This is a genomic window from Chitinophaga sp. 22620, assembly GCF_052044405.1.
Lineage (GTDB): Bacteria > Bacteroidota > Bacteroidia > Chitinophagales > Chitinophagaceae > Chitinophaga.
In genome coordinates, this window is the sequence record NZ_JBQEMV010000003.1 from 393,789 (window position 1) to 407,234 (window position 13,446).

Here is a 13,446-nt window from a genome sequence, read left to right on the forward strand (position 1 = left end):
ATAAAAAAGCGAATGACGTGTGCGCACCACGATCATTCATTATTTTGAATTGATGGCTTCTATGTAAATGCGGTTCTCTTTTTCCGTGTACCGCAGGCGGTGGGGGAACAGCATGTTGTGCAATATTTCCCGGTAAGTGCCTCCTTTGAATACCGCGGTGATCTTCCTGTTATCCAGTATTCCCGCGGGCACGTCGATCTGCAGGCCATACTGGCGTTCCAGCCTTTGCAGCGCGGCTTTCAACGGCACGTCGTCCAGGATCATCCAGCCGTTTTTCCAGGTGGACGCATCGCTGTACAACACAGGTTTTACGCTGTAATCTCCGCTCCCTCGCTTGTAGATCAATTGCTCGCCGGGCGCGAGGTAACGCATGGCGCTGTCTCCCGGCGCATTCACCGCTACCTTGCCCTGTACCAGTGAAATGCGGATATCTTCCTCGTTTTCGTATGCTTCAATATTAAAGGCCGTTCCAAGCACCCTGGTGCTGATGCCCCCATGATGGACCACAAACGGGTGCAAAGGGTCCGCTTCCACTTCAAAGAAAGCCTCCCCGTCCAGACGGACGGCCCTTTCGGTAACGTTATACTGTGCCGGCAGGTAGCTGATCCGGCTCTTCGCCGTCAGCCATATGGCGCTTCCGTCGGGCAGAATGGCTTTCACGGTGCTGCCCGTATGGTTGGAAACGGTGTCCCATTTTTCCGCTGTAATGCCGGTGGAGAAGGAAGTTTTATTTTCCTGGAATACATAGATGCTGACGAATACCAGCAACGGCAGCAGCACCGCCGCGATGCCGGTATACCAGCCCCGGCGGTTGCGCGCTTCGGCGGCTTTCAGGAATTCAGGGTACGCCTCTTTGCGGATGCCGTAAACGATCGATTTCAGCATGACGGGCGGTATCTCCAGCGGGTTGACGTGCTGCGTTTCCTCTTCCAGCAGGGCTTCCAGCGGGGTAAGGTCGCTGTCGTCCGCACAGAGGTATGCCTGCACCAGCGTTTTTTCTTCCGGCGTACAGGCGCCGGCAAAATATTTCTTCAAAAGTCCGGGAGTGATCTTCATACACCCCTATCACGCAGCAGGTACTGAAAACGGAACTGCCCGGGAGGTGAATTCATAATTCGTTAACATTGGAATAGCGGGCAGCCCGCCTTGCATGAAGGAATTGTTATTTTTTTCCGCACAGCAGCACTGCCGGAAATAAAAAACCAATTTGCAGCGCGGTTCAAAACCCGAATAACAGCATGCCCATGGAAAGGCTACAGCGAGATTTTGAGGCAATTTTCCGGGAAACAAAGGAGTTCCTGTATGGTTATATCAGGAAGTTCGTGGATAGTGATGCAGACGCGAAAGACATACTGCAGCAGTGTTACATCCGGTTATGGATGAAAATGGAGGATGTGGAGGACCTGGACAATATCCTCCCCCTGTTGTATACCTATTCCAGGAATATGATCATAGACGCCACCCGCAAAAAGGCGGCGGAGAAAAGGAAGATGCAGGAATATACCTACCTCGTGGGAGACGCCGTAGATGCGCTTCCGGCGCCGGAAGACGGGTCTGCCTGGGAAAAATTAATGAAGGCGCTGCTGCAGATACCGGAAAAGAAAAGACTGATCTTCCTGCTGCGCAAAGAAAAAGGCCTGTCCACCCGCGAGATCGCGGAACAGCTCCATATAACGCCAAGGGCTGTACGCAAACACCTGGAAGAAGCCGTGGTCCTGCTCAGGATGCATCTTTCTTCCGCGGAACTGTTCACCCTGATCGTACTGCATTCCGTTTCGTTATATGCCATACAGGAGGCCGGCGGCCTGCAGCAGGGAATTTAAAGCAGCTCGTCCAGCGCTATGGCCTGGAATACCATGTCCGCCTGGCTGCTTTCATAGAGGATCCCTATCGTATTATCATCAATACTGGTCAGGCAGGAATAGCCGCGGCCCTTCTCTTCGTCCAGCAATATCTTTTTAGCGGCCGGCCAGGTTTTGCCGTCATCATAACTAACCTTGATGGTCAGATCCTTCCTGGCTGTTTTTGAATCCGGGTTGGAAAATAACAACACGGATCTTTTCTTCCCGTTCTTCGTATAGTCGTGCCTGATGATACTGGCCATGCAGGCGGGTTCCCGCAGCGCATTGCGCGAAGTGGGATGTATGGCCCAGCGCTGCCCCAGGTTGCCGGTAACGGCCACTACCCTGCCGTTCGTGCGGCCAGTGTCACGGTTGTTTCCGCCGAAGCGCATGTTCAGCATAATGGAACCATCGGCAAGCTCCACGGCCATGTTTTCGGTGGTGGATTCTGCGGCGGCTCTTTTACCGGTTTGCCAGGTCTGCCCGCCGTCTTTGCTGTAGGTGATGGTAGAGAAGCCGCGACCTTTGCTGTCCCTGCCCTGCGTGGGAAATACGATGGTACCGTCGCGCAGGGTAATGCCCGCGCCCGGCGCAGGCGCCAGCAGCCACCAGTCTTCCTGCTTGACCATACGGGTGAGGTTTGCAGGCTTGCTCCATGTAACCCCGTTGTCCGTACTTTTTGTGATGAGGAATTGAGCGGTTTGTTTTTCTCCGAAGCCGGGTTGCGAGCCTTTTGTTTTCCACTGGTGGTTCCAGTTGGTGCTGTCCGCGGTAAGCCCTTCCGCCCACCGGCCGGTTGAATCGATCACGCCATGCATCCACAGACCGGCGATGAAAATATGGCCGGTGTTTTTATCTACCAGCACGTTCGCGTCGGACACGCCGTTGAACTTCTCCGGCAGATTGCCCCAGGCACCCATGTCCAGCACGATCTGCATCGGTTGCCAGGTTTTCCCTTTGTCCGTGCTTCGTGAAAGGCCGATGTCTATATTCCCCTGCAGGTCCCTGCCGCTTTCCCGGCGCACGTCGTATATCGCCAGCAGCGTGCCGTCCTTCGCAGTGGCCAGCCCCGGAATGCGGTAGGTATGGACGCCGTCCTGCCGGTGCTGCCGCAGTGCAACACCCAGCCTGTGAACGTATCTGTCTGCCGGTATGTTGATGTCGCGGTTATTCACCCGCATGGCCGTGGCATTGATCTGCAGCCGGGCGGCCAGCGGTGCAGCGGCGGCCGGGGCAACCGTCACCCAGAAATAGTTCGCGCCCTTCCGCAATACCGCATCGCCTTTCAGCACGATCTTACCGGCAGCGGGAGCGGCTGTTCCGGCAAATAATATTTTGTTGTCCATCTTTTCCGCTTTCGGCAGCGCACTGTCTGTGCCCGCCGAGTATACGCGGATATTTTCCAGGCCCGCGCCGCCTTTCAGCAACAAAGTTACCTGCCGCAGGGTGTCGTTCTCTCCCTTCGCATCCACCCTGATCCGGATCACGGGGTTGATCTCCTTCCCGGCCAGCACCGGCACTTTAAACTTACGCTGACCCGCCTCCTGCGCCGCTAAAAAAGCGGGCAGAAGGCAGCACAGCACGGAGCTGGTAATTTTTTTTAATGATCGTTGCATTTTACTGGCTCGTTGTTTGGAATTTTATCCGCTTTGCTTTTATATTCTTAGTAACCGATGGTCTGCACCATCTGGTGATTTTTCTGCACTTCGCTCTGCGGCAGGGGCAGCAGGTTGTAACGGTCGTACCAGATACGGGTGCTCGTCCTCGTGCGCTCGTAATACGCGTCATCGCCGAGACCTTCTCCCTCGAATACGTTCATGCCATGGAAATCGCCCCCCTGACGGCCTTCCGGCTTATCGGGGATCTTCCACCGGCGGATGTCGTAAAAGCGGTGCCCTTCGTAAGCCAGCTCAATGCAGCGTTCCCGCTGGATGATGGCGCGCATGGCCGCCTGGTCCGGCCCGGCTGCTATTTCAGGGATGCCGCCGCGCTCACGCACTGCATTCAGGTATTTGAGTATATCCGGGTTGCCGGGGTCTGATTCATTCAGCGCTTCGGCGTAGTTGAGGTATAATTCGGCAAGACGGATATACATCGCAGGCCTCACCACGTTGCCGGCATTGCTCTGGAGGTTGCGGCTCACATTCGTGTTCTTCCGTACCAGGTATCCCGTTTTAGGGAACATGGACTGGCTGCCGTGCGCGTTGCCGGAATTGCCCATAGGCCAGAATTCCACTCTCGTCTGGCCGCTCCTGGGCACAAAAGGAATGGTGGAGCCGTTGAAGGTGATGTTCGCATAGAACCGGGGCTCGCGGTTGATATACATTTTAGATGTGCCCGTTACATAAAAACCTGCCTTCCCGGTGGCTGCATACCCGGTTTCCTCGTACCCGCTGCCCTGTGCATCGATGTTCAGGCCATTGATCATACGGTATTTGTCCACCATTTCCTGGGGCGCAGACAGTACTGCATTGGTCTTGGTGCCATTGGCCGCGCGGGGCGCCGCATCTTCTTCCCAAACGGAATATCCCGTGTTGGTCCTGATCCAGACGCCTTCATCGCTCCAGCCGGTCAGGAACAAACCGCGTACGGATTTCACAGCTGCAAGGAAAGGATCGTTGTCGCTCGCTTTATATAATTTCCTGCCATTGGCCTCCGCATGATCGATGGCGGTCTTAGCCGCTTCCGCCGCCTTTGCCCATTTCGCCGGGTCTGCGGTGAGGTTCATCAGCTGTTTGCCGTCCGGGTTCCTGAATTCAGCAAAGTTGCTGTTGCCGTTAAAAAGCGGGCTGGCGTCGTACAGCAGCACCTGGCTTTGCACCGCTTCCACGATCAGCTTGGTGATGCGCCCTGTTTGCGAAAGATCGTCTTCGCCGGAGGAAGGCACCACGTGCTTTTCGGGTACCAGGGCTTTGGCGGCTTCCATTTCCGAGAGAATGTAATGGATGCATTCGCTCCAGGTATTCCTCGGCTTCTGGAAATCATCGTCCACCCCGGCTATCCTGTCGCCCACCAATACCACCGGCCCATGCAGCCTGATCAGCAGCCAGTAATAATTCGCCCGCAGGAAACGCGCTTCGCCGGTATACTGGCGGATCAGCTCTTCCCCGTTCGGCTCTTTCATCAGGTTCGACTTGCTGTTATTGATATTGGCCAGGAAAATATTGGCCAGCCTGATGGCCTGGTAATAACCAGTATACACATTGATGCCGCTCTGGCTGCTCATGCTGCCCGCCCCGATAATGGAAGGCGAGGCAAGCTCCAGTTCGTCGCTCAGCTCAGCAAGGCCCCTGCCGGTCACATTGCCGTCCGCCCATACGTCGGGCAGGCGGTTGTATACGCCAGACAGCCAGTTTTCGGCTTCCAGCTTATTCTGGAAAACCATCTCGATGGTCTGCAGGTCTTTGGGAGCATTGTCGAAGAACCCTTTCTCGCAGCCTGAGACCAAAAGCGCTGCAAGGATCAGTGATGTTGTATAGTTGATGTAACGTTTCATCTGTTAATATTTGATTTTTTTAAGGGCCGGATGGCACCTCGCATTAACATGTCCATGTGTGATAAACATATCGTGCTCGGTTTCATGTTTGCTTGCTTGTGCGGTTAAAAAGCGGCCCTTACGCCGAAATTGTAGGCTTTGATGTTGGGATAGGATTCGCCGCGGGTATAGTTCGTTGAACTGGTGCCGGTATCGTTCAGCTCAGGATCCCAGTGTTTCCATTTGGAGATGGTGAACAGGTTGGTACCGTTCACGAATACACGAAGGTTCTTGATCCCGTAACGCCTTACCAGCGACTGGCTCAGCGTATAACCGATCTCGGCGCTTTTCAGGCGGATGAAGTCGGAAGGTTTGAGCCACCAGGTGCTGTTCAGGTAGTTGGAATTGGGATCCTGGTTGGTGTTCAGCCGGGGATAGAAGGCGTTGGGATTGGGATTTTCTTCCGTCCAGCGGTCTTCCACCATCACCATCAGCGCGCTGCTGATGGGGCCTGAGCTGAAAGGCCTTGTACCGTCGCCCATACCGTAGTTCAGGTATACTTTCCCGGTTCCCTGTACGAAGGCTCCGATATCGAAACCTTTGTAGCCGAAGGAAAGGTTTATGCCGTACATCATTTTGGGCGTGCCGGACACGTCTATGCGCGCAATGTCGTTCGCATCAATAACGCCGTCTTCGTTCAGGTCTTTGTATTTGATGTCGCCCACGCGGATATCGCCGGACTGGATAGCGTGTTTGTCGATCTCATCCTGGCTCTGGAAGAGCCCTTCCGCGATGTATAATGTTTTGGCGTCCACTTCTTTGCCTTTCCATTCCATCCAGGGGTAGCGCTGCGGGGGCAGGCCGTCTTCCAGGTTGGTGTTCCTGTTGTAGGTAAAGGTACCGGTGATGTTCACCCATTTTTGCTCGGCGAGGTCTTTGCGGTAGGTCAGCGTTACGTCCATGCCTTTGTTCAGCACGATGCCGATGTTGCGCGTGGGGTTTACGCCGCCGAAGCCTGAAATGCCGGGTATGGTCTGGTCCGCCCGCAGGATGCCTTTGCGCATTTCGCGGAACAGTTCCGTTACCAGCTTAAGATCGTTGTTGAGGAAGTTCATTTCAATGCCAAGGTTGTGGCGGTAAGATGTTTCCCAGGTAGGGTCCGTGGCGATCTGCGATTCCGCATAGCCGCTGTAGGCCGGTGAAAGGGATGAGGGTATGCCGAACTGATAACCCGAAGCCGATGTTTTGGAAAGTTGCGTCAGATACAGGAAACGCGTGCTGAAGCCGCCGTTGCCGGTAAGGCCGTAGCTGTAACGCAGCTTGAAGTACGGCATGAAATCTTTCAGCGGCTCGTAGAATTTTTCGTTCGAAACAATGTATCCCACGCCGGCAGACGGGAAGAAGCCGAAGCGGTTACTGGGGCTGAAGTTCTCGGAACCGGTGTAACCGAAGTTCCCTTCCACGAAATAACGGCTGTCGTACCCGTAGGTCACCCTTCCCGTAAAGCCGCGGTTGCGGAACGGCACGGCAGATGTAAAGTTGGCGGCGTTGCCGTTCACGTATTCAGACTGGTTAAAGAGGAAGAGCCCGCCCACCTCGTGTTTACCAAAGGTGCGGCCATAGTTGAGGGACGCTTCGGAATACATCCTCCGGGTTGAGCTCCTCTCGGAAACGAATCCCAGCGTGCCCGGTGCGTCGCGGGTGATCTGCATGATCAGGTTGCCGTCTGCGTCCCTGCCGGTGGCGTAACCCGCGGCGGAATTCTTGCTGGTGGCGGTAGTACCGTCTGTATAAATATCAAAGGCAAACAGCCCGGAAACAGACAGCCCTTTGGTGATCGCGTCCAGCTCCTGTTTCAGCCGGAGGTTCGGGCGGATGGTGGCGGAATAATCATTACCGGAACCAACGTCGAAAGCGATCCTGTTGGGGCTGCTGAAGCCGCCGGGGTACATGGAGTACATACCGTTGGAATACTTGCCGGGCATCACGTGCGGCGGTACGTGCAGCACCTGTAAGAACAGGTTGTTGGAGGCATTGCCGCCATCGCTTTTCCAGGGGCCGTTCCTCCGGTCGATGATGGAAGATATGTTCAGGTCCACTTTCGTGGTGCTGGTTACGTTCACGCCGATATTGGCCGTGAAATTATAACGGCGGTAGTAAGATTTTGAATCGTAGCCGGTTTGCTCCGGGTCGTTCTTGATCAGGCCGGTTTCGCCGTAGTAGCCGGCGGAAATATAATAAGTGGCTTTGTCGGAACCGCCGCTGATGTTGAGATTGGCGCGCTGCGTCATTCCGAACTTGCGGAAGATCTCATCGTACCAGTCCATGTTGGGGTACAGCTCCGGGTCCACGCCGGTCCTGTGCATGTCAATACGCTCATCTGTATAGAGCGCGTCCCGGCCCCTGGTGGTGAGTGCTTCATTATAAAGCGTCATCCAGGTGGGCGCGTCTACCACCTTGGGCACCTGCACGAACTGGGTGATGCCCTGGTTGAGCTCCACCTTCACGGCCGGTTTTCCGGCCACGCCTTTTTTGGTGTTGATGATGATAACGCCGTTGGCGCCCCTGGTGCCGTACACGGCGGTGGATACTGCGTCTTTTAGTACCGTGAAGGTCTGGATATCTTCTGGGTCCACATCATTCAGGTCCCTGTCGGGCACCCCGTCGATAATGATCAGTGGCGTGCGCACGCTGGTACCAAAAGTGGATACGCCTCTTACGAGGAAGCCCGAGTTATCCTGCCCGGGCCCGCCGCCGCGGGAAGTGGTGATCATACCGGCGATCCTTCCGCCGAGCGTGCTGGCAATATCCCTGACGGGCAGCTTCAGCTCTTCGGCGTTCAAGGTGGATTGCGCGCCGATCACACTGATCTTTTTCTGCTGGCCGTAGCCGATCACACTTACCTCGTTCAGGCCGCCGGCGGCGGCTTGCAGCCTCACGTCCAGGTCCACCCTGTTTTTCACCGGCATGCGGATGCTTTTGTAGCCGATGTAGGTGAAATCGAGCGAGTCCGTGGGACTTACGGCGATGGCATATCGCCCGTTCTCGTCGGTAAGCGTACCCAGGCGGGTACCTGTTATACGGACGCTGGCGCCGATCACGGGAGCGTCCAATTCGTCTGTGACCTTACCGGAGATATTTAATATCCTGGCTTGCCCTTGAACATCCGGGGAGAGAAGCATGGTAAGGATAAACAGGAAGAACATACCGGGAATACACCCGGTGCAACCGAGTAGAGTTTTCTTCATAACTGGAAATTGTTGAGTTTTGGCTAATAGTACTTATGTAGTACATATCAAATATGCGGCGGAAATTTTATTAATCCAAATTCTTTTTATGAAGGGATAATGACGACGTATAGCAACATCACCATGGGTATATCGGGTATGATACTATTATGATCGGATTCAGCCCTTAAGGTGAAAGAGGAAATTAAATTATTATAATAACGGGGGCAAAATTGGAATTATGTAGTACATATATAATTTGTCTTATGGCGGGCCTTGGCGCGTTAAAGATTTATCTTTGTTTGTTATGGATGCAAAAGCACTATTAAAAGAGCATGTTGCCAAAACTGCTGCGTTAACTGCTGAGCAGTTCGATCATTTCTTTTCCCATTTCCAGCCGCTTTCTTTTAAAAAAGGCCAGGCCCTTATCTCGGAAGGCGATAAGGTGGACGCGGAATATTTTGTCGTATCCGGCTGCCTGAAGGCATTCTTCATCAACGACCAGGTGAAAATGTATATCCTCCAGTTTGCCATGCCCACCTGGTGGACTTCGGACTACAACGCGCTGTACGCCGGAACCCGGGCTACTGTGAATGTAGACTGCGTAACCGACGCAGAGGTGCTGCGCCTCACGAACGGCGACCGCGAAAAGCTTTGCAGCGAGCTGCACCAGGCAGAGCGTTTCTTCCGCTGGCGTACCAACAAAGGATATGTAGCTTCCCAGAAAAGGCTGTTATCTTTTATGAACAACGACGCCCGGTCGCGCTATGAAGAACTCCTGGGCCTCTACCCTGAGCTCTACAACCTCGTTCCCAAGCACCTCATCGCCGCCTACCTGGGCGTTTCCAGGGAAACGCTGAGCCGTTTGTACAACGCCGGCAGAATGTGACATAGGTCACGCAACCGCCCGCGGATTTCTTCGGTCCTTTGTGTTGTCATCAAAAACACAAAGACATGAAAAAACAAACATTCAACATCGTAACGGGCCAGAGCATCATCGGCTGGACCGGCCGTAAAGTGACCGGCTCACATAACGGCACCATCGCCCTTCAACAGGGTACGCTCACGCTGAACGAAGGCCAGCTTACCACCGGCAGGTTCGTTATCGACACCACCTCCATCACCATCCTGGACATCACAGACCCGGCCACCAATGCGCAGTTTGCCGGCCACCTGGCGTCTGACGACTTCTTTGCATCGGAACAATACCCCGAAGCGGTGTTCGAGATCACTTCCGTTGACGGCAGCCATATTACCGGCAACCTGACCATCAAAGGCATCACCCGCCCTGTCGGTTTCGACGCCGATATTAATATATCGGGCGACACGCTCACCGCTGCCGGTAAGATCGTCATCGACCGTACGCAGTTCGGCATAAAATTCCGCTCCGGGAATTTTTTCCAGAACCTGGGAGACACCCTTATTTACAATGATTTCGACCTGGACCTAAATATCACCGCGAAGGCCGCCGTTTCGCCGGCTTTAGCATAAAAAACCTCATCATGCCATACGTAAAAATAGAGCTGACGCGGGAAGGCGTCACCCGTGCACAAAAACAGCAGTTGATAAAGGGCATTACAGACCTTATCACCGGCGTACTGAACAAAGATCCGCACCTCACGCATATTGCCATACAGGAAATTGACACCGACAACTGGGGTTATGCGGGCGAACAGGTATCCATGCTCCGGGAACAGGGCATTACCGCGGATAAAAAATAAAAAACGGTCAGCACAAAAAAATTGAACATGCAAACGCAGCAAACAGGTTCCGTGGCGATCGCCCGGATACTGGAAAACGAATATTTCCGGGGCATATACGAGGGTGATGTGGACGCGCTCAGGAACATCTACCACCCCGGCACCCTGCTCTTCGGCGACGTGAAAGGCCAGCCCTATGCGAAAACGCTTCCCGAGTACCTCGACGGCGTTCAGCACCGCCAGAGCCCGAAGGATTCAGGCAAACCGTTCAAAGGGAGCATCCTGGAGATCAAGGTGGTGAATACTATTGCCGTGGCTGAAGTAAAAGTGAAGATGTATGATTTTCATTACCATGAATTCCTTTCATTCCACCGGCTCAATGGCAAATGGCTTATGGTCAATAAAATGATCAGCGATCTCAGCGAATAAATTAATTTTAACGCATGTGGTACAATACAAAAGCAACAGCGCTCCTGGGCATAGACTACCCCATACTGCAAGGCCCGTTTGGCGGGGGTTTCTCGTCGGCTGAGCTGGTTTCCGTTGTTTCCAACGCAGGCGGGCTGGGCGGTTACGGCGCCTACACGCTGAGCCCGCAGGAAATTTACGAGGCAGACAGGCAGATCAAAGCCGCGACCGGCAAGCCATATAATCTCAACCTCTGGGTGTCTGACACGGACGCGCCTGGAGGAACCGTCAGCGACGAACAGTTTGAGCTGGCCCGGCAAACATTCAAACCTTATTTTGATGAAGCGGGCATTCCCCTGCCTGAAAAACCCGGCCCGTTCAAGCCGCGTTTCGAGAACCAGCTGCAGGCGGTGCTGGACATCCGCCCGAAGGTCTTCAGCTTTATGTTCGGCACCCTGCCTGAAGACGTGATGGAGCAGTGCCGCAGGCTTGGGATCAAAACCATGGGCGCAGCCACTACCCTCGATGAAGCCATGGCTTTGGAAAAGACCGGTGTGGACCTGATCATTGCTTCCGGCTTTGAAGCCGGCGGCCACAGGCCTTCTTTTCTCGCTTCTTCGGAAGCCTCCGTCACCGGCACTTTCGTGCTGCTGCAGCTGATCAGGGAAAAGGTAAGCACGCCGGTGATCGCTGCCGGGGGAATTGCCAATGGCCGGGGCATTGCGGCGGCGCTCACTTTGGGCGCAGATGCCGCACAGGTGGGCACGGCGTTCCTGGCCTGCGATGAATCCAACGCGCTGCCCGTTCACCGCCGGATGCTGTTTTCCAACGCGGCCAGGTATACTACTTTAACGAGGGCTTATACAGGCAGGCTCGGCCGGGGGCTGGCAAACAGGATCACTCAGGATCTTCTGGGAAAGGAAAAACAATTCCTGCCGTTCCCGCTGCAATCCATGTTCCTCTCCCCGCTCAGGAATGCGGCGCTTGGCCAGGAAAAATGGGATATGGCACTCTTCTGGGGCGGACAGATAGCGCCGGTGTTGAAGCATACCAGAGCGGGTGAACTGATGCGGTCGCTGGTGGAAGAAACAACGGCGTATTTCAATGGACTTAAAGCTTAACAACGTGACGCCCCTCGAAGTAAGCCAGTCCGCCCACCACTGCTACCTGCAATATTAAAAACAGGACGCCGAACGGGGTGGCGCCGCTGAAATAAAAGATGAGCATTCCCAGGCTGATAACCGTCCATACCCAATTGGCGCAGATCAGCGCCCGGAGTAATGGGATGAAGGGCCGGCTTTGAATGGCAAGACTAAGGGCCAGTAGAGCGTATGCCAGGGTAACAGCGGCGATAACAAGAACCAGTTTCACGGGCAGGCCCAGGAAAGCGGCCAGCCATACATGCCAGATCAAACCGGCCAGGGCTGTGCTGCCACCCAGCAGTACATCCGCCCAAAGTACTTTTTTCAATACCGTTATATTCCTGATCTGGTGTTTCATCGTATGAATGTAAGAAAAGCCACCGGCTGGCGGCTTTTCCATTTTAACTTGTCCGTTCTTCAGCACGGTCCTGTACCTCGCTTTCTCTTCCTCCACGGCTTCATTCACTTCCTCCATCAGGAATTCTTCCACGGTGGGATAGATGCATAATGCCGCACGCAAAATCCCAGCTTGGTGCAGGTGAGCGAAGGGCTTGTGCTTGAGTTGCCGGCAATCATTGCCAATGCCCGTCGAACCTGATCTTTTTCTGATTTTATGCCATATATAAACAACTAATCCATTAACACTTAAGTCATTCAGCAGTAAATCATCTTTTTGGTGGCACAACCTTTGCTCTTGTGGCCATAAATAGTACCATATGAGAGCACAAGTTTTAACATCGGCAATGCTGGTGACGGTCATACTGGGTGCCGGCTGTGTGAGCAATAAAAAATTCGCGCAGCTGCAAACCAGCTACAACGACCTTCAAAACCAGAACCGCGAACTGGACGGCAAGTTTCAGACGGCCCAGCGCGATCTTTCCGGCGCCAATGCAAGAATCAAAAGCCTGGACGAACAGATTGCCGCACAGCGCACCGGCCTCGCGGCGTTGCAGGCCGCCCTTGATAAATGTCTCACCTCCGGCAACCAGGGTAATGTGAACATTTCCAAACTGGTGGATGAGATCAATGCTTCCAACCGCTACATCCAGCACCTGGTGAATACGAAGAACAAGAGCGATTCGCTCAACCTCGTGCTGACCAACAACCTCACCCGCTCCCTGAGCCGGGAAGAGCTGAGGGACGTAGATGTGCAGGTATTGAAAGGCGTCGTATACATCTCCCTGTCAGACAACATGCTGTACAAATCAGGCAGCTACGAGATCTCGCCTGCCGCGGGTGAAACCCTCAGCAAGATTGCCAAGATCATCAAAGATTACAGGGATTACGACGTGCTGATCGAAGGGAATACGGACAACGTGCCTATTTCGCAGAAGAATATCCGCAACAACTGGGATTTGAGCGCCCTTCGTGCATCGTCTGTAGTGCAGTCGCTGCAGAACGAATACGGTGTGGACCCGAAAAGGCTCACCGCTGGCGGCCGCGGCGAATACAACCCCGTGGCTTCCAACGACAGCGATGCCGGGAAAACCAAGAACAGGCGCACGCAGATCATCATCACACCTAAACTGGACCAGTTTATGGAGCTGATAGAAAAGGCGCCGGAAAAAGCTGATTCTGTCACCACGCAAGGTTAAATGGGATCTGTGCATAAAAAAAAGTGCCGGGGGCTGAGCTTCCGGCACTTTTTTTTGG

At 54.2% G+C, this 13,446-nt stretch carries 12 protein-coding genes; 7 read left to right on the forward strand and 5 right to left on the reverse strand.

Going from position 1 to position 13,446, the window contains the following annotated elements:
• Positions 1–39: 39 nt before the first annotated feature.
• Positions 40–1,056, reverse strand: coding sequence for a FecR family protein (locus tag ACTJIK_RS16990; protein WP_440648224.1), 1,017 nt, complete (start codon positions 1,054–1,056; stop codon positions 40–42).
• Between the two features lie 188 nt (positions 1,057–1,244).
• Between ACTJIK_RS16990 and ACTJIK_RS16995 the strand changes: the two genes are divergently transcribed.
• Positions 1,245–1,823, forward strand: a complete 579-nt coding sequence (locus ACTJIK_RS16995; RefSeq protein WP_440648226.1) for an RNA polymerase sigma factor — start codon at positions 1,245–1,247, stop codon at positions 1,821–1,823.
• Here the strand turns inward: ACTJIK_RS16995 and ACTJIK_RS17000 are convergent.
• The 3 genes from ACTJIK_RS17000 to ACTJIK_RS17010 all read right to left on the reverse strand — a co-directional run bounded on the left by ACTJIK_RS17000 (position 1,820) and on the right by ACTJIK_RS17010 (position 8,564).
• Entirely contained in the window at positions 1,820–3,457 is a 1,638-nt protein-coding gene (locus tag ACTJIK_RS17000; protein ID WP_440648228.1) for an exo-alpha-sialidase, read from the reverse strand. The two genes, ACTJIK_RS16995 and ACTJIK_RS17000, sit on opposite strands and share 4 nt — an antisense overlap.
• 47 nt (positions 3,458–3,504) lie before the next feature.
• Positions 3,505–5,337 carry a RagB/SusD family nutrient uptake outer membrane protein gene (locus ACTJIK_RS17005; protein ID WP_440648230.1) on the reverse strand — a complete coding sequence of 611 codons (1,833 nt, stop codon included), beginning with the start codon at positions 5,335–5,337 and terminating at the stop codon, positions 3,505–3,507.
• Between the two features lie 104 nt (positions 5,338–5,441).
• Positions 5,442–8,564, reverse strand: coding sequence for a SusC/RagA family TonB-linked outer membrane protein (locus tag ACTJIK_RS17010; protein ID WP_440648232.1), 3,123 nt, complete (start codon positions 8,562–8,564; stop codon positions 5,442–5,444).
• 286 nt (positions 8,565–8,850) lie between these two features.
• On the opposite strand from ACTJIK_RS17010, the gene ACTJIK_RS17015 reads away from it, so the two are divergent.
• The 5 genes from ACTJIK_RS17015 (at position 8,851) to ACTJIK_RS17035 (ending at position 11,772) form a co-directional block, all read left to right on the forward strand.
• Entirely contained in the window at positions 8,851–9,432 is a 582-nt protein-coding gene (locus tag ACTJIK_RS17015) for a Crp/Fnr family transcriptional regulator (RefSeq protein ID WP_440648234.1), read from the forward strand.
• Between the two features lie 65 nt (positions 9,433–9,497).
• Complete coding sequence (locus tag ACTJIK_RS17020; RefSeq protein ID WP_440648236.1) at positions 9,498–10,034, forward strand: YceI family protein; 537 nt, start codon at positions 9,498–9,500, stop codon at positions 10,032–10,034.
• Positions 10,035–10,045: 11 nt separating this feature from the next.
• Positions 10,046–10,264, forward strand: a complete 219-nt coding sequence (locus tag ACTJIK_RS17025; protein WP_440648238.1) for a tautomerase family protein — start codon at positions 10,046–10,048, stop codon at positions 10,262–10,264.
• Between the two features lie 27 nt (positions 10,265–10,291).
• Positions 10,292–10,672, forward strand: coding sequence for a nuclear transport factor 2 family protein (locus ACTJIK_RS17030; protein ID WP_440648240.1), 381 nt, complete (start codon positions 10,292–10,294; stop codon positions 10,670–10,672).
• 14 nt (positions 10,673–10,686) lie between these two features.
• Positions 10,687–11,772, forward strand: coding sequence for an NAD(P)H-dependent flavin oxidoreductase (locus ACTJIK_RS17035; RefSeq protein WP_440648242.1), 1,086 nt, complete (start codon positions 10,687–10,689; stop codon positions 11,770–11,772).
• Here the strand turns inward: ACTJIK_RS17035 and ACTJIK_RS17040 are convergent.
• Complete coding sequence (locus ACTJIK_RS17040; protein ID WP_440648244.1) at positions 11,762–12,313, reverse strand: hypothetical protein; 552 nt, start codon at positions 12,311–12,313, stop codon at positions 11,762–11,764. The genes ACTJIK_RS17035 and ACTJIK_RS17040 overlap by 11 nt on opposite strands.
• Before the next feature lie 196 nt (positions 12,314–12,509).
• Between ACTJIK_RS17040 and ACTJIK_RS17045 the strand changes: the two genes are divergently transcribed.
• Positions 12,510–13,388, forward strand: coding sequence for an OmpA/MotB family protein (locus tag ACTJIK_RS17045; RefSeq protein WP_440648246.1), 879 nt, complete (start codon positions 12,510–12,512; stop codon positions 13,386–13,388).
• Positions 13,389–13,446 lie beyond the last annotated feature (58 nt).

Excerpts from the sequence above, each read along its gene's own strand:
- ACTJIK_RS17045 (WP_440648246.1), top strand. The coding sequence starts at position 12,510 with ATGAGAGCACAAGTTTTAACATCGGCAATGCTGGTGACGGTCATACTG.
- ACTJIK_RS17015 (WP_440648234.1), top strand. The coding sequence starts at position 8,851 with ATGGATGCAAAAGCACTATTAAAAGAGCATGTTGCCAAAACTGCTGCG.
- ACTJIK_RS16995 (WP_440648226.1), top strand. The coding sequence starts at position 1,245 with ATGGAAAGGCTACAGCGAGATTTTGAGGCAATTTTCCGGGAAACAAAG.
- ACTJIK_RS17000 (WP_440648228.1), bottom strand. The coding sequence starts at position 3,457 with ATGCAACGATCATTAAAAAAAATTACCAGCTCCGTGCTGTGCTGCCTT.
- ACTJIK_RS17020 (WP_440648236.1), top strand. The coding sequence starts at position 9,498 with ATGAAAAAACAAACATTCAACATCGTAACGGGCCAGAGCATCATCGGC.
- ACTJIK_RS17010 (WP_440648232.1), bottom strand. The coding sequence starts at position 8,564 with ATGAAGAAAACTCTACTCGGTTGCACCGGGTGTATTCCCGGTATGTTC.
- ACTJIK_RS17030 (WP_440648240.1), top strand. The coding sequence starts at position 10,292 with ATGCAAACGCAGCAAACAGGTTCCGTGGCGATCGCCCGGATACTGGAA.
- ACTJIK_RS16990 (WP_440648224.1), bottom strand. The coding sequence starts at position 1,056 with ATGAAGATCACTCCCGGACTTTTGAAGAAATATTTTGCCGGCGCCTGT.
- ACTJIK_RS17025 (WP_440648238.1), top strand. The coding sequence starts at position 10,046 with ATGCCATACGTAAAAATAGAGCTGACGCGGGAAGGCGTCACCCGTGCA.
- ACTJIK_RS17035 (WP_440648242.1), top strand. The coding sequence starts at position 10,687 with ATGTGGTACAATACAAAAGCAACAGCGCTCCTGGGCATAGACTACCCC.
- ACTJIK_RS17005 (WP_440648230.1), bottom strand. The coding sequence starts at position 5,337 with ATGAAACGTTACATCAACTATACAACATCACTGATCCTTGCAGCGCTT.